Consider the following 14,785-nt stretch of genomic DNA (forward strand, 5'->3'; position numbering starts at 1 on the left):
TCACGTGTGAGCCTGAGGGCTCACACTTCGTCGGGGCTGCGCAGGTTGGTTACCTGAATACGCTGTTCGCGTCGCTGCTCTCGTTGGGCTGGCATCTCGGCACGATAAATACCTTGCTCACCAACAACCCATGAGAGTGGACGACGCTCTTCGCCAATCGAGTCCTGCAAGAGCATCAAGCCTTGGAGGAATGCCTCGGGACGAGGAGGGCAGCCCGGAATATAGACGTCTACAGGCAGGAACTTGTCCACGCCCTGGACTACCGAGTACACGTCGTACATACCACCGGAATTAGCGCAGGCGCCCATTGAGATGACCCACTTGGGTTCGAGCATCTGTTCGTACAGACGCTGAATGACCGGAGCCATCTTTATAAAGCAGGTACCTGCCACCACCATGAAATCCGCCTGCCGCGGTGAGGCCCGGATAACTTCAGCACCAAAGCGGGCGATATCGTGCGGCGCGGTAAACGCTGTGGTCATTTCCACATAGCAGCACGAAAGACCGAAGTTGTAAGGCCAGAGGGAGTTCTTGCGCCCCCAGTTGACGGTGTTGTGCAGGACGTCATCGAGTTTGCCCATAAAGATGTTCTTATGGACTTGCCCTTCAGTCGGATCGGAAACGGTTTCCCGTGTCCCGGCCGGATAGCGTTCTACGACCGCATCGGGATCGATCCTGGTAAGTTTGTATTGCATCGCCAAAGCCTCATTGTTTTAGCTTCGCCTGCCGCTTACGGCGGCCTTCAGGAGCCCAGTCGAGCGCCCCGATCCGCCATAGGTAAACAAGACCCGCCAACAGAATTGCTATGAAAACTGTAACTTCGATGAATCCAGCCCATCCTGATTCACGGACGGATACGGACCATGCGAAGAGAAAGAGCGCTTCGACGTCAAAGATCACGAACAGCATCGCGACCAGATAGAATTTAGCGGAGAGGCGCAGTCGCGCTCCACCGGTAGGAACGATACCCGACTCGAAGGGATCGTTTTTACTACGGCCAACAGCACGGCTGCCTAGCAGGCTGGAAACGCCGAGCATGAATCCTATAAGACCGACTACACCCAAAAGGAAAATCGCAAAGCTCCAATTGTGAGCTAGAAGACCGGTCGTATCAGGCATGCTCATGGTCCTTATCGTTTTTGCTAGTAAAAATCCTGCCTCATCCTGCGACATGACGTCGCAAGCGGCGGTGGAATTCTATTCCTGAATAACGCGTGTGTAAAATTTTTGACGAAAAAAGATTTGTTTAAATGATTTCCGTCAATCGTATTCAGGTAAAGTGGATTAAATCTTTGTTTATTAAGATTTATTCTCAACTAAATTCGCTATTTGGACGCTCTAATAATTGAGTGATTTAGTTGGTTTTATACGTGCAAATCGCTCTTGTTATTAGCGTAGCAGGCTCACTCCCAATTGCTAGAAGTATTGTTCTTTATAAATAAGCTGCGTAAGTTTAGCGTTTAATATGAAGGGTCCAGGTAATATCTTATTGATATCACCTGGATTCGAATACGACAGATGAAGCGTGTTGTGAAGTGCAGTCAATGCATGGACGCTAGTGAGATATGTGCGTCTTGAAGGTTGATACGCCAGGGTGTTTTTAGTCGAGAAGGTCCACCTTGACCCTGAGTTGAGTATCCTGACTGCCCCGAGTTGAATATTCATACAGGATTCTGTCTTCAGAGCGTGAAGCATTCTGTGAAAAACCGCTCAGCGTAATCCATTCGCCTAGCCGGCCGCTGACGCGGGTGCTGGTGGATTGAGTATTGATAGTGTTGGGCTGATTTCTGTCCAGGCTGTTGTTGCCGCCATCTATTGTCAAATGTACAAGATTGCCTGTAAGGCTGGCAGTAACGTAAAAGCCACGGTTGAGATCGCGATACTCAGTACGGGTATAAGGGCGACCGTAAGGGTCGATTTCAGTGGTGGAAATAGGCACGCTTTGACCAATCTTGACCAAGGCAGGGGAGCCTTCCGTTGCCTGTACCTGCTGTGTGCCGTCTTGCTGTGTACCGGTGCTGTTACTGATGATGCGAACATGCGTGTCTGGATGATTACCCAGTCGTCCGTTAACCGAGTAACCCTGCTCATCGCCCTCATCTGCATCGCGTGTATCGACAGTAATCAAAAGGCGATGCGGCTCTGTATCCAATTGAGATAACAGGCTTTTGATTTCTGTGATTTTGTTCGACTCAGCATTAACGATTAGTTGATTGCCATAGGTACTGACTTTGCCTTCTGAGCCCAAAGTGGATTGCACGATAGGCAGCAGTTCATCGGCGGTTCTGTAATTAAGGGGAATCACTTCAGTACGAGGTGCCGCCTGTGCTGCGAAAGCAGTCATCAGCATGGACAGAAATAAGGCCAAGTACGCGCGATAGGGCTTCATAACACCATGCTTCTCACGTTAGGGTCCGATTGGCTGGTTTGCCAGATGCTGTCGAATCGGCTCTGTTGCAAGCGAACAGTGGCTCTCGCGTTGTAATAGGCCGTACCGGTATATAGCTGTAGGTTGTTGCGAATCACCAGGCCCTGATCGTCTATCAGTACGTAAGCGGTGTCGTCTGCCGGATAATCAGGCGAGCGCCTGCGAATTAAAAAGTTACTGGTCAGGCGTCGTGCCAGATTGATGAGTCGATGGCTCTGACGTACAGCTTGGCCTGAGTCCTTGAGCAGTACACGCAGGCGATTGCGAGGGTGCGCCAGTAAAAAACGTGTAATAGCGTGCTCTACATCGCTGCGGTTGTAGAGTTGTGGTTCAAAGTCTGGACTATAGATACAGATGCTGCGTCGTGCCTGGGAAAGCAATTCAACGATATGGAGAGCAGCAGCATCAGGAGTCTCGAAGCGCATCTCACGCTTTTCATCGGCTGCTACGGTCTCTGTTTGCTCCAGCGTAGAGTGTCTGGTCATGTCGACATGGGCGATACCCGCCTCCAGATATTCATCACTGGTGACAGTAAACCCCAAGCGTTGATAAAACGGAATGGCCTGGATTTGTGCGCTCAAAACCTGACGATGTAATCCGCGTCGCTCGGCCTCGGATATCACTGCATGCATGATGGTTGAGCCAACATTGAGGCCGCGCCAATCGCGTAAAACCGCAACGCGACCTATGCGGCCATCCTCCAGTAGGCGAGCAGTGCCTACTGGATAAAGACCCTCTTGAGCCAGAAAGTGTATGGCATGCTCATCTTCCGAGTCCCATTCCATTTCTGGCGGTACAGCCTGCTCTTGGACAAATACGGTTTCTCGTATATGTCTCAGGGCCTCGTTGTCACGCTTCCAGTCTGCGACGCGGATAGAGAGATCACTCATCAGCAAATACCAGGCTGCCTTGTTCAATGAGTTCGCGTATCAGTTCCCGGCCGGCTTCATCCTCTAGCCAGTTGCCCAGGTTTTCTTGATGCAATGCGTCAGCTGAGCATACCAGCGCAAGCAAGGGTTGAAGGTGGCCGGAAAGTAATCTGCTTTGACCGCTCGCGAAAATCATCACATCGTCGCCCATTTGTGACCAGGCCAGTCGTGCGCTGGGGTTGCGTATAAGGCAGGCGCCATCTTCCAGAGCTTGGACCAGATCACCTTCTAGAAGAGACTCGCCGCTGATCAGTTCAGGGTAGCGCGGCTCGGTCATGTATTGGCCAAACCAGGCCAATAGCATCCGCTCATCATTGATGTGTTCTTGTATAAGGGCTTTAAGGCGATCTACAGCGTCTTGCTTGATCTGGCCAGAGTCTACTGCCTGCACAGGTTCAGTGCCTGCATCACTATAGCGCTCTTCTTCCGGGATGAACTGAGTCAAAAAGTCGGTGAAGTGCGTCAAGACCTCTGAGGTACTGGGTGCGCGAAAACCTATCGAATAGGTCATGCACTCATCCTCGGCAATGCCATCATGGGCAAGCTGAGGGGGTAGATACAACATGTCGCCGGGTTCCAACACCCATTCATCGGTCTGCTCAAATTCCGCCAGGATCTTGATATCCGGGTTGTCCTGTAAAGGACTTTCACTGGTGCAACGCTGACCGATCTTCCAGCGACGTCGACCATAACCTTGCAAAAGGAATACGTCGTAGTTGTCGTAGTGGGGACCAACGCCGCCGCCTGGTGCTGCATAGCTGATCATGACGTCGTCGATGCGCCAGCTTGGCAGGAATTTGAATGGCTCGACCAATTCGGCTACTTCAGGAACGAACTGGTCAACCGCTTGAACGAGCAGTGTCCACTCACGCTCAGGCAGGGTAGAAAAGTCTTCTTCCTTGAAGGGACCTTGGCGTAGCTGCCATGGGCCTTGTTCTCCGGGCGCGATGATGCGTGATTCAACTTCTTCCTCAAGGGCGAGGCCAGCAAGTTCGTCAGGAGATAGCGGTGTTTCGAAATCCGGGATGGCCTGACGGATCAACAGGGGTTTGCGCTGCCAATAGTCGCGCAGGAATTCTCGAGCCGTCAGGCCGCCCAACAGTTGCAAAGGAGTGTCTGCGTTCATGTCTGTCTCTGAAATAAAAAAGCCCGGCGCAGCCGGGCATAAGAATAGGCTCGGTATTCAAATACGCTTGGCTTGCTCTATAGCATTACCAATATAGTTGGCAGGTGTCAGCGCCTTGAGTTCTGCCTTGGCCTCTGCAGGAATGTCCAGCCCTTCAATAAAAGTTTGCAGGGCTTCGGCGCTGATGCCTTTGCCGCGGGTCAATTCCTTGAGCTTTTCATACGGATTAGCTACGCCGTAACGACGCATGACGGTTTGAACCGGCTCGGCCAAGACTTCCCAGCAGTTGTCCAGATCGTCAGCGATACGCTGCGCATTCAGCTCCAGCTTGCTGATGCCCTTGAGCGTGGCTTCATAGGCAATAACACTATGGGCGAAGCCGACACCCAGATTACGAAGCACCGTCGAGTCGGTCAGGTCGCGCTGCCAGCGAGAGATAGGCAACTTGCTGGCAAGGTGCTGCAGAAGTGCATTGGCAATACCAAGGTTGCCTTCGGAGTTCTCGAAGTCGATCGGATTGACCTTATGTGGCATGGTCGAAGAACCGATTTCGCCCGCAACGGTTTTCTGCTTGAAGTAGCCTAGCGAAATATAGCCCCAGATATCCCGATCAAAATCGATCAGGATGGTGTTGAAGCGAGCAATGGCATCGAACAGTTCCGCAATATAGTCATGCGGCTCGATTTGCGTAGTGTAGGGGTTCCAGATAAGACCCAGGTCATTCTCGACGAAGGCTTGTGCGTTCGCCTCCCAATTGATTTGGGAATAGGCCGACAGGTGTGCGTTGTAGTTACCTACGGCGCCGTTGATCTTGCCAAGCAGCTCGATACCAGCAATCTGCTTGATCTGGCGATCCAGGCGATACACCACGTTGGCCAGTTCCTTACCCAGTGTAGTAGGGGAGGCTGGCTGTCCGTGAGTGCGCGACAGCATCGGGACGTCGGCAAAACGGTGTGCCAGCTCGCGGATGGCGCCCGAAATATTACGCATCAGTGGTAATAGAACGGTATCACGACCTTCGCGAAGCATGAGTGCATGAGAAAGGTTATTGATATCTTCTGATGTGCAAGCGAAGTGGATGAATTCGCTGACGGCATTGAGCTCAGGCAGTGCTGCAGCCTGCTCCTTCAGCAGATACTCAATAGCCTTGACGTCGTGGTTGGTCGTGCGCTCGATTTCCTTTACCCGTTCTGCCTGCTCCAGGCTAAAACTGGTTACCAGCTTTTCCAGAATCTCATTGGCCTGCGTGGAGAAGGGCGCTACTTCGGGAATGGCATCATGCGAGGCCAGACGCTGGAGCCAGCGAACTTCAACCATGGCGCGGAAACGGATCAGACCGTATTCGCTGAAAATCGGGCGCAGGGCTTGGGTTTTGCTGGCATAGCGGCCGTCAATAGGCGAAACCGCGGTAAGCGAGGAAAGCTGCATGGGGCATTCTCGACAGTCAATGAGAGGAAAAAGGCGCGATAGCATACACCAAAGCGCCATGTTTGGCTGAGCGCGAGCGAGATGGCTGATCAGCTGTTCAGGAGAGGATAGAGCTCATCAAGCATCTTGCGCCGACTAAAGACCATCTGCCAGCGGTGTCCGCCCAGTTGTCGCCAGAGACGGGCAGAACGAATGCCGGCCAATAGCAATGCTCTCACCTTGGCGGCGTTGGCTGGTATCTGTAGGTAACGCATCTCGCCATGCACTTGAATACGCTGGCGAAATGTACTCAGTGTGTCTTCATAGATACTGCCAAAGCTGGCAATGACGTTTTCATGCGTCAAACCAAAGTGTTGAACCTGCTGCTGCACCTGATCAAGGCGCTTGCCAATCAGTTCCAGCATATCTTCGCGCCGGTCTAGCCGTCGTTCCAGAGCAATCATCGACAAGGCGTATTTAAGAGGCTCTCGCTGCAGGCTTGAGGGGTTGCGCTCCAGGGCGCTGGACAACGCCCTCATGCCATCGCGCAGGTCGATACTGTCTCCGCCATAGACCTCAAGTGTGGTTTGTGGGTTTGTAGCCAGCAGGCTGCCCAACATGCAGGCCAGTGGCGCCTCGCTGATCTGTCCCGTCTTGGCCAGGCGATCAACCAGAAACGCGGCCTCGAAGACAGCACCCAGTGCTACCAGTTGCTCATGTATCGACGTCATGCTGCAGGGCTCTCCCTATATGCAGGCTCAGCGTCTTCGATAACACCACCACCCAGGCAAATCTCTCCATCATAGAAAACAACAGATTGACCTGGGGTGACAGCCCTTTGTGGCACTTCAAAGACAGCACGATAACCGGTGGCTGTTCTTTCAAGGCGGCAGGCCTGATCCTGCTGGCGATACCGTACTTTGGCTTTCAGCTTGAGAGGGGACGTCAAATCGACCGGGTTGACCCAGTAAATAGTGTTGACGGTCAACGCTTGAGAATACAGCCAGGGGTGTTCGTTACCCTGACCAACGATCAGAACGTTACGCTTCAGGTCTTTGCTCAGGACGTACCACGGGTCATCTCCGGAATCCTTCATGCCACCGATGCCCAGCCCCTGCCGCTGGCCAATGGTGTGATACATCAGTCCATGATGTTTGCCGATGATCTTGCCTTCGGTGGTTTCGATATTGCCGGGCTGAGCGGGCAGGTACTGCTTGAGGAAATCGGCAAAGCGGCGCTCGCCGATAAAGCAGATACCGGTAGAGTCTTTTTTGCGTGCTGTGGCCAGTCCGTATTTTTCGGCAATCGCGCGAACTTCGGGCTTTTCCAGTTCGCCTACCGGGAACAATGTCTTGGCCAGCTGTTCGCCACCCACCGCGTGGAGGAAATAGCTCTGGTCCTTGTTGGGATCCAGGCCTTTTAGTAGCTGGGTCTGGTCGTTTTCGTCCCGACGGCGAACATAATGACCCGTGGCGATAAGATCGCCCCCCAGCATCAAGGCGTAGTCAAGAAATGCCTTGAACTTGATTTCCCGGTTACACAGGATGTCTGGATTGGGCGTTCGGCCTGCCTTGTACTCTTCCAGGAAGTGTTCGAAGACGTTATCCCAATATTCGGCTGCGAAGTTGGCCGTGTGCAGCTTGATACCAAGCCGGTCGCACACTGCCTGGGCGTCAGCTAGGTCTTCTTTGGCTGTACAGTATTCAGTGCCGTCATCCTCTTCCCAGTTTTTCATGAAGAGGCCTTCGACCTGGTATCCCTGTTCCTTCAGGAGCAGCGCTGAAACAGAGGAGTCCACTCCGCCTGACATGCCGACGATGACGCGTGTTGAAGAGGGCGTATGCATATGCAGAAGTATTCAGGAAAAAGCACAGTTTAACAGGGTAGGGCAGGGCGCGGCGACTTAGAGACGGATCACTTCCAAGGGGAAGGAGCCAGTGCTGAGATAATCATCAACGCAGCGCAGGACCAACTCACTGCGCCAGGAGGCCTCATTTACAATCAGCTCCTCTCGTGTCATCCATTTAGGGCCGATAATGCCCTCGTCGAGTGGGTGCTCGGGTAGGTGGCGAAGCGGACGCGCTGAAAAGCAGACGCGCTGGTAGGTCACGCCGTTGCTGGGAGCGGTATACAAGTAAATGCCTGTGACGCCTGTAAGCTCAACTTCCCAACCGGTTTCTTCGAGGGTTTCTCTACGGGCGGCGTCGAGCAGGCTTTCATTGGCCTCAAGGTGCCCGGCCGGCTGATTGAGGCGTGGCTGGCCATCAATCAGTTCTTCGGTAAACAGAAAACGTCCCTGATCTTCAATAACGGTTGCGACGGTGATATGGGGTTCCCATTTCATAAGAGGCCCTGTTTTCAGTGAAGCATAGAGGTAAAGGCTGAAAGCAGAACCCCGGCACTGGGCCGGGGTTCTGTAAGCACTAGCATGTCATATTAGGACAGCGTGGCCAGGGCTTCGTTAAGGGTCGCGCTTGGACGCATTGCCTTGCTGGCAAGTTCTGCGTTCGGGTGGTAATAGCCACCAATATCCACAGGCTTGCCCTGTACTTCGTTCAATTCGGCAACGATCTTGGCTTCATTGTCGGCAAGCTGCTTGGCCAGCTTGGAAAACTTCGCCTGCAGTTCGCCATCCTCGGTTTGCTCAGCCAGTGCCTGAGCCCAGTAAAGGGCTAGGTAGAAGTGGCTGCCACGGTTGTCCAGTTCGCCTACCTTGCGTGAAGGCGACTTGTTGCTGTCCAGGAACTTACCGTTGGCTTGGTCCAGTGTCTTAGCGAACAGGCGGGCCTTGGCATTATTGGTCGCATGGCCGTAGTGATCCAGCGATTCGGAGAGCGCCAGGAACTCACCTAGAGAGTCCCAACGGAGATGGTTTTCCTGTACGAACTGCTGAACGTGCTTGGGTGCAGAGCCGCCCGCGCCAGTCTCGAACAGACCGCCACCGTTCATGAGCGGAACGATGGACAGCATCTTGGCACTGGTACCAAGCTCCATGATGGGGAACAGGTCGGTCAGGTAGTCACGCAACACGTTACCGGTAACGGAAATCGTGTCCTTGCCTGCACGGATGCGCTCAAGGGACAGGCGAGTTGCCTCAACCGGAGAGAGGATCTGGATGTCCAGGCCAGCGGTGTCGTGATCTTTCAGGTAGGTCTGTACCTTTTTGATCAATTGGGCATCATGGGCGCGTGCAGGATCCAGCCAGAACACTGCCGGGGTGTTGCTGGCACGTGCGCGGTTAACTGCCAGTTTTACCCAGTCGCGGACCGGAGCATCCTTGGTCTGGCACATGCGCCAGATATCACCTGCCTCGACAGTATGCTCAAGAAGAACATTGCCGTTGGTGTCAGTAACACGAACCACGCCGTCGGCGGGGATCTTGAACGTCTTGTCGTGGGAGCCGTATTCCTCGGCCTTCTGAGCCATCAGACCTACGTTAGGTACGCTACCCATGGTAGCCGGATCGAAAGCGCCGTTTTGCTTGCAGTCTTCGATAACCGCTTGATAGACACCGGCATAGCAGCGATCAGGGATCATGGCCAGGGTATCGTACAGCTTGCCATCGGCGCCCCACATCTTGCCTGATTCACGAATCATGGCGGGCATGGAGGCATCGACAATCACATCGCTTGGAACGTGCAGGTTGGTAATACCCTTGTCAGAGTTCACCATGGCCAACTGGGGGCGCTGCTCGTAAACGGCTTTGATATCCGCTTCGATTTCTGCCTGCTTGTCTTCCGGCAAGGTTTTGATCTTGGCGTACAGATCACCAATACCATTGTTTAAATCAACACCCAACTGATTCAACGTGTCAGCGTGCTTTTTGAGCGCATCAGCATAAAACACCGAAACTACGTGACCAAACATGATGGGGTCAGAGACCTTCATCATGGTTGCCTTGAGGTGCAGGGACAACAGAACGTCGCTGTTCTTTGCGTCAGCAATGGCGGCTTCGATAAAGCTGGCCAGAGCCTTCTTGCTCATGACTGATGCATCGATCAGCTCGCCAGCTGTTACGGATGTTTTTTCCTTCAGTACCTGCGTGCTGCCATCGTTGGTGGTCAGCTCGATCTTGACCGTGCCTGATGCTTCGATCAGCGCAGACTTTTCGCTGCCATAGAAGTCGCCCTCATTCATGTGCGCGACCTTGGTCTTGGAGTCTGCGCTCCAGGCGCCCATTTTATGAGGATGCTTTTTGGCGTAATTCTTGACGGAAAAAGGTGCGCGGCGGTCAGAGTTACCCTCGCGTAGAACCGGGTTAACAGCGCTGCCTTTGATCTTGTCGTAGCGAGATTTGACGTCTTTTTCCGTGTCGTCTTTTGGCTCGTCCGGGTAGTTCGGTAGTGTGTAGCCTTGATCCTGAAGTTCCTTGATAGCTGCTTTCAGCTGAGGAACCGAGGCGCTGATGTTAGGCAGCTTGATGATGTTGGCTTCAGGAGTGGTAGCCAGTTGGCCAAGTTCAGCCAAGTGGTCAGAAATCTTTTGGTCTTCGCTTAGATATTCAGGAAAAGTAGCGATGATGCGGCCAGCTAGAGAGATGTCGCGGGTTTCAACAGCAATGCCTGATGATTCGGTAAACGCTTTGACGATAGGAAGCAGGGAATAGGTGGCAAGGGCAGGTGCTTCGTCTGTAAGCGTATAGATGATCTTCGACGTTGTAGACATTTGTTACGTTAACCTCTCTGTATCATAGCGATTGCGCCTATTTGAATGGCACCGAACCAGCTAGTTCACCGACAAGGCACCGGTAGACGCAGATGAAAACGCGAGATTTGAGAACAATTCCGGGCACTTGAGCAGGCCAGAAAGGTTTGCCGTTAACGACGCGCCGGGTTTCAAGCCTGCACACACTGAGGCAGGCCCGACCGGACCCGTCCCGGATTGATCTCGGGCTTCTAGGGCCCAAAAATCGTCACGGAGTATATCAGCTAGGGAGGTCTTTCGCATTGCCGGGTTTGTTTGAATAACTACACAAATCTTTATAAGTGAAGTGATTACCTTTCAAATGTTTATTTTCTGAACAATTGGCTCTTTGAAATAGCGTAGTTCCTGCTTGGGACTTGGCTAATCCATTGGTTTTAATAAATTAGTTTTTAAACGAATAAAGTCTTTTAACTGCTGCGTAATAAAAAGCCCCGAGCAAGTCGGGGCTTTTTATTTGATTTAGCGCTGTTGGCGCAGTAGCGCCTCTATACGCTCCTCCAGAGGAGGGTGGCTCATGAACAGACCGGCAAAGCCATGGCCCTTGCTGCTCTTGATTCCAAAAGCGGTCAGAGTGTCTGGCATTTGTCCTTGAATGTTCTGTTCCGCACGCAAGCGCTGTAATGCAGAAACCATTGCATTTGTACCTGCCAGGCGTGCACCTGCTTCGTCGGCACGGAATTCGCGAAATCGCGAGAACCACATGACGATGATAGTCGCCAGGATGCCCAGAACCAGTTCAGCGACGATACTGGTAATGTAATAGGCGGGCCCATGACCTTCCTCTGTCTTGAAGACGGCCTTGTCGATGAAATTGCCGAATATGCGGGCAAAGAACATGACAAAGGTGTTCACGACGCCTTGGATCAGGCTCAGTGTCACCATGTCGCCGTTGGCTACGTGACCGATCTCGTGCGCCAGAACGGCGCGCACTTCTTCAGGCGAGAAACGCTCAAGCAAACCCTGGCTTACCGCAACCAGTGCATCGTTCTTGTTCCAGCCCGTTGCAAAGGCGTTCGCTTCGTAGGCAGGAAAGATGCCAACCTCAGGCATCCGGATGCCCGCCTCGCGAGACAGATCCTCAACAGTTTGCAGTAGCCATTGCTCGTGACGAGTCCGGGGCTGACTGATGATTTCGGTTCCGGTACTCATCTTGGCCATCCACTTGGAAATGAATAGCGAGAATAGCGAGCCGGCAAAACCGAAGACGGCACAGAAAATCAGAAGACTTCCGTAGTTCTGGCCTGTAAAACGATCTACTCCCAGCACTTTAAGCGTAATGCTGGCGATCAGCAGTACGGCCAAGTTGGTGCCAAGGAACAGCAGAATTCGCATCATGGTGTAAAGCTTCTCCTAACAACCGGAAGACTATTTCCTAGCGGCGTATATAAGGTCCGGTTGTTAGGGTTTCAATCAAGCGACTATTTCAAACTATGTCGTTTTGTTGGCAGGCCTGAGTAAAAGACGCGTCAACAGCACCACTCGTTCGCTATCGCTTTCTGCCAGAGCGTCCCGTAGATGCTGGGCTAGGGTAGAACGTTGGCGTCTCACGCTAGGCGGAAGCGCTTCTGCTTCCTTGAGTAAATGGGCGTGACTCGCTGAAAGACGTAGAAACGCTTTTTCGGTCAGGATGGCTTGGTCAAGTGCATCATAACCAAGGTTAGTGGTGTAGCGCAGATAGTCCTCTTCAGCCAGCCAGAGCAGCGCGCTGAAGCAGCTCTGATGTCTAACACTGGGAAGCCCGAACTGGTCGGGCTCCTCTCGTCCAATCAGATCTTCGACATAGAGCGTCGCCTTGCGTGGAAAGCTTTGATAAAGCGCCAGCAGGCCTTTCGCTGCATCCTTGTAGAAGTCTTCGATATGGAGGTCCATGGGACTACTGCCGGTAATGTTTGAGGAAATTGCCAATTCGGCCAATAGCCTGTTCAAGGTCATCCACGCGTGGCAGGGTCACTACACGGAAGTGGTCAGGCCAAGGCCAGTTGAAGGCGGTGCCTTGAACGATAAGCAGTTTTTCCGAAAGCAGAAGATCCAGAACAAACTTTTCATCATTGTGGATTGGGCAAACCTTTGGATCGATCCTGGGGAAGGCATATAGCGCCCCCATAGGCTTTACGCAGCTTACGCCAGGGATGTCGTTCAATAGCGCCCAGGCACGGTTGCGCTGTTCCAATAAGCGCCCGTTGGGCAGTACCAGGTCATTGATGCTCTGGTAACCGCCCAGGGCGGTCTGAATGGCATGCTGGCTGGGCACGTTTGCACATAGGCGCATGTTGGCAAGGATATCAAGCCCTTCGATATAGCTCTGAGCTTTATGTTTAGGACCGGAAATGGCAACCCAGCCCGAACGGAAGCCTGCCACGCGGTAGGATTTCGACAGGCCGTTAAACGTCAGGCACAGGACATCGGGCGCAAGCGAAGCCGTTGAAATATGCACTGCTTCGTCGTACAGGATCTTGTCATAGATCTCGTCCGAAAAAATGACAAGGTTATGCTGGCGCGCCAGCTCCACGATATCTTCCAGCACCTCTTTGGAGTACACGGCACCCGTAGGATTGTTCGGGTTGATCAGCACCAGGGCCTTGGTATTGGAGGTGATTTTGCTGGCCATGTCTGAAAGGTCCGGAAACCAGTCCGACTGCTCATCGCATAGGTAGTGGACAGGTTTGCCGCCCGCCAGGCTGACAGCTGCAGTCCAGAGGGGATAATCTGGCGCCGGGATTAGAACCTCATCACCGTTATTGAGCAGGGCCTGCATGGCCATGACGATTAGCTCGGATACACCGTTACCCAAATAGATGTCTTCAATGCCAACGCCCTCTACCTGCTTTTGCTGGTAGTACTGCATGACTGCCTTGCGCGCGCTGAACAGGCCCTTGGAATCGCTGTAACCTTGTGCGGTAGGCAGGTTGCGGATCACATCCTGAAGGATTTCTTCAGGTGCCTCGAAACCGAACGGTGCGGGATTGCCAATGTTGAGTTTGAGGATGCGGTGGCCTTCCTCCTCCAGACGCTTGGCATGCTTTAACACTGGCCCACGAATGTCATAGCAGACGTTGGCTAGCTTGTTCGATTTACTGACCTGCATGTGTAACGGATCCCGGTTGGTAATAGCGAAGAGCGACCTGCGAAAGGTGCATGGTCGATGTCTGACTGTAGGTAGGCGTGCCTATCGGCTTGGCAGCGCCCTCAACGAGTGACAGACTGGAAGCAGATCATACGACTGCCCCTGCGTTTTCAAAAGAGACAGATGGGGCCTTTTCCATGGCGGAGGTGTTCATCCTATGGATAAAGTCATCAAATCCGAAGATGTTTGGCGTGACCAGCTGGATAATGACCAGTTTCGGGTGTGCAGGCTAAAGGCGACGGAAGCGCCGTATACAGGTAAGTACTGTGATACCAAGACGCCTGGGGTGTACCAGTGTGTCTGTTGTGGGCAAGCGCTTTTCGACTCGGAGACCAAATACAGTTCAGGCTGTGGCTGGCCCAGCTTTTATCAGCCTATCTCGAATGATGCTTTGCGAGAGGAAGAGGATTTTAGTCATGGGATGCATCGTATAGAGGTGCTTTGTTCGCGTTGCGATGCGCACCTGGGGCATGTGTTCCCGGATGGCCCACGACCGACGGGTTTGCGTTACTGCATAAACTCCGTTGCGCTGGATCTTGTCCCGCGTGATGAATAAAACAGACGCTCAGGCTGCGGAAGGGAAAAGCCTTTTGCAGATTCCGTTTACATTGATGAATGGGAAAGCGTGCTGCCTGGCTGATCTTTCTGCGCGAGCCTATTTGTTGGTCAACACTGCCAGTCGCTGTGGATTCACGCCTCAATACGAGGGGCTTGAGACGTTGTGGCAGGCTTACAAGGCTCAAGGGCTAGTAATTGTGGCCTTTCCATGTGATCAGTTCGGTCATCAGGAGCCTGCTGACAATGGTGAGATCGAACAGTTTTGCAAGGCCCGCTTTGGTGTCTCCTTTAACGTATCTCAAAAGATAGAGGTCAATGGTGCCGATGCCCATCCTTTATTCGAGGTACTAAAGGCGAAGGCGCCGGGGGTGCTAGGTACGCAGCGTATAAAGTGGAACTTCACAAAGTTTCTGGTTAGTGGTGATGGTGAAAAGATCAAACGCTTCGCGCCGCTAGTGAAGCCTGCGTCGCTAAAGGGACAGGTAGAGCGGTTTCTTTCGCTGTGACTC

General features: G+C 53.0%; 14 protein-coding genes and 1 pseudogene. 2 read left to right on the forward strand and 13 right to left on the reverse strand.

Going from position 1 to position 14,785, the window contains the following annotated elements; translation table 11 throughout:
• Positions 1–20: 20 nt before the first annotated feature.
• The 13 genes and pseudogenes from JQR86_RS07275 to JQR86_RS07335 all read right to left on the reverse strand — a co-directional run bounded on the left by JQR86_RS07275 (position 21) and on the right by JQR86_RS07335 (position 13,679).
• Positions 21–695, reverse strand: coding sequence for a NuoB/complex I 20 kDa subunit family protein (locus JQR86_RS07275; protein WP_010794903.1), 675 nt, complete (start codon positions 693–695; stop codon positions 21–23).
• Between the two features lie 10 nt (positions 696–705).
• Positions 706–1,119, reverse strand: coding sequence for an NADH-quinone oxidoreductase subunit A (locus JQR86_RS07280; protein ID WP_010794902.1), 414 nt, complete (start codon positions 1,117–1,119; stop codon positions 706–708).
• Positions 1,120–1,600: 481 nt separating this feature from the next.
• Positions 1,601–2,389, reverse strand: coding sequence for a secretin N-terminal domain-containing protein (locus JQR86_RS07285; protein ID WP_010794901.1), 789 nt, complete (start codon positions 2,387–2,389; stop codon positions 1,601–1,603).
• A gap of 509 nt (positions 2,390–2,898) precedes the next feature.
• A pseudogene (locus JQR86_RS07290) lies at positions 2,899–3,318 on the reverse strand (GNAT family N-acetyltransferase); the annotation flags it as partial.
• Positions 3,311–4,483: a cupin domain-containing protein gene (locus JQR86_RS07295; RefSeq protein ID WP_074823918.1), complete on the reverse strand. Its 1,173-nt coding sequence runs from the start codon at positions 4,481–4,483 to the stop codon at positions 3,311–3,313. The gene JQR86_RS07295 and the pseudogene JQR86_RS07290, both read right to left, overlap by 8 nt.
• A gap of 57 nt (positions 4,484–4,540) precedes the next feature.
• Positions 4,541–5,911, reverse strand: coding sequence for an adenylosuccinate lyase (gene purB / locus JQR86_RS07300; RefSeq protein ID WP_434154612.1), 1,371 nt, complete (start codon positions 5,909–5,911; stop codon positions 4,541–4,543).
• An 89-nt stretch (positions 5,912–6,000) separates the two neighbouring features.
• The gene (hflD, locus tag JQR86_RS07305; protein WP_010794897.1) at positions 6,001–6,621 is read right to left on the reverse strand and encodes a high frequency lysogenization protein HflD; all 621 of its coding nucleotides are present in this window, start codon (positions 6,619–6,621) and stop codon (positions 6,001–6,003) included.
• On the reverse strand, positions 6,618–7,736 hold the full coding sequence (mnmA, locus tag JQR86_RS07310; RefSeq protein ID WP_074823927.1) for a tRNA 2-thiouridine(34) synthase MnmA: 1,119 nt from the start codon (positions 7,734–7,736) through the stop codon (positions 6,618–6,620). Before mnmA ends, hflD begins: the two co-directional genes overlap by 4 nt.
• Positions 7,737–7,793: 57 nt before the next feature.
• Complete coding sequence (locus tag JQR86_RS07315) at positions 7,794–8,234, reverse strand: NUDIX hydrolase (RefSeq protein WP_407361972.1); 441 nt, start codon at positions 8,232–8,234, stop codon at positions 7,794–7,796.
• 92 nt (positions 8,235–8,326) lie between these two features.
• Entirely contained in the window at positions 8,327–10,555 is a 2,229-nt protein-coding gene (locus JQR86_RS07320; RefSeq protein ID WP_407361971.1) for an NADP-dependent isocitrate dehydrogenase, read from the reverse strand.
• Between the two features lie 498 nt (positions 10,556–11,053).
• Positions 11,054–11,929: a protease HtpX gene (gene htpX, locus JQR86_RS07325; protein WP_010794893.1), complete on the reverse strand. Its 876-nt coding sequence runs from the start codon at positions 11,927–11,929 to the stop codon at positions 11,054–11,056.
• Between the two features lie 93 nt (positions 11,930–12,022).
• Positions 12,023–12,463 (reverse strand): hypothetical protein, encoded by a 441-nt coding sequence (locus JQR86_RS07330; protein WP_010794892.1) that lies wholly within the window; start codon positions 12,461–12,463, stop codon positions 12,023–12,025.
• Positions 12,464–12,467: 4 nt separating this feature from the next.
• Positions 12,468–13,679 (reverse strand): pyridoxal phosphate-dependent aminotransferase, encoded by a 1,212-nt coding sequence (locus tag JQR86_RS07335; RefSeq protein ID WP_010794891.1) that lies wholly within the window; start codon positions 13,677–13,679, stop codon positions 12,468–12,470.
• Positions 13,680–13,875: 196 nt separating this feature from the next.
• Here JQR86_RS07335 and msrB point away from each other — a divergent pair, with 196 nt between their 5' ends.
• Together msrB and JQR86_RS07345 are read left to right on the forward strand one after the other, a co-directional pair.
• The gene (gene msrB / locus JQR86_RS07340) at positions 13,876–14,274 is read left to right on the forward strand and encodes a peptide-methionine (R)-S-oxide reductase MsrB (protein WP_010794890.1); all 399 of its coding nucleotides are present in this window, start codon (positions 13,876–13,878) and stop codon (positions 14,272–14,274) included.
• On the forward strand, positions 14,267–14,782 hold the full coding sequence (locus tag JQR86_RS07345; RefSeq protein WP_407363395.1) for a glutathione peroxidase: 516 nt from the start codon (positions 14,267–14,269) through the stop codon (positions 14,780–14,782). Before msrB ends, JQR86_RS07345 begins: the two co-directional genes overlap by 8 nt.
• Positions 14,783–14,785: the final 3 nt, after the last annotated feature.

Origin of the sequence: Pseudomonas sp. JZ134 (assembly GCF_051027695.1) — a bacterium.
Lineage (GTDB): Bacteria > Pseudomonadota > Gammaproteobacteria > Pseudomonadales > Pseudomonadaceae > Chryseomonas > Chryseomonas luteola.

Bases quoted from the DNA above. Each gene is read 5' to 3' on its own strand.
- hflD (WP_010794897.1), bottom strand. From the start codon at position 6,621: ATGACGTCGATACATGAGCAACTGGTAGCACTGGGTGCTGTCTTCGAG.
- JQR86_RS07320 (WP_407361971.1), bottom strand. From the start codon at position 10,555: ATGTCTACAACGTCGAAGATCATCTATACGCTTACAGACGAAGCACCT.
- purB (WP_434154612.1), bottom strand. From the start codon at position 5,911: ATGCAGCTTTCCTCGCTTACCGCGGTTTCGCCTATTGACGGCCGCTAT.
- JQR86_RS07345 (WP_407363395.1), top strand. From the start codon at position 14,267: ATGAATAAAACAGACGCTCAGGCTGCGGAAGGGAAAAGCCTTTTGCAG.
- mnmA (WP_074823927.1), bottom strand. From the start codon at position 7,736: ATGCATACGCCCTCTTCAACACGCGTCATCGTCGGCATGTCAGGCGGA.
- JQR86_RS07330 (WP_010794892.1), bottom strand. From the start codon at position 12,463: ATGGACCTCCATATCGAAGACTTCTACAAGGATGCAGCGAAAGGCCTG.
- JQR86_RS07285 (WP_010794901.1), bottom strand. From the start codon at position 2,389: ATGAAGCCCTATCGCGCGTACTTGGCCTTATTTCTGTCCATGCTGATG.
- msrB (WP_010794890.1), top strand. From the start codon at position 13,876: ATGGATAAAGTCATCAAATCCGAAGATGTTTGGCGTGACCAGCTGGAT.
- JQR86_RS07335 (WP_010794891.1), bottom strand. From the start codon at position 13,679: ATGCAGGTCAGTAAATCGAACAAGCTAGCCAACGTCTGCTATGACATT.
- htpX (WP_010794893.1), bottom strand. From the start codon at position 11,929: ATGATGCGAATTCTGCTGTTCCTTGGCACCAACTTGGCCGTACTGCTG.
- JQR86_RS07295 (WP_074823918.1), bottom strand. From the start codon at position 4,483: ATGAACGCAGACACTCCTTTGCAACTGTTGGGCGGCCTGACGGCTCGA.
- JQR86_RS07315 (WP_407361972.1), bottom strand. From the start codon at position 8,234: ATGAAATGGGAACCCCATATCACCGTCGCAACCGTTATTGAAGATCAG.
- JQR86_RS07275 (WP_010794903.1), bottom strand. From the start codon at position 695: ATGCAATACAAACTTACCAGGATCGATCCCGATGCGGTCGTAGAACGC.
- JQR86_RS07280 (WP_010794902.1), bottom strand. From the start codon at position 1,119: ATGCCTGATACGACCGGTCTTCTAGCTCACAATTGGAGCTTTGCGATT.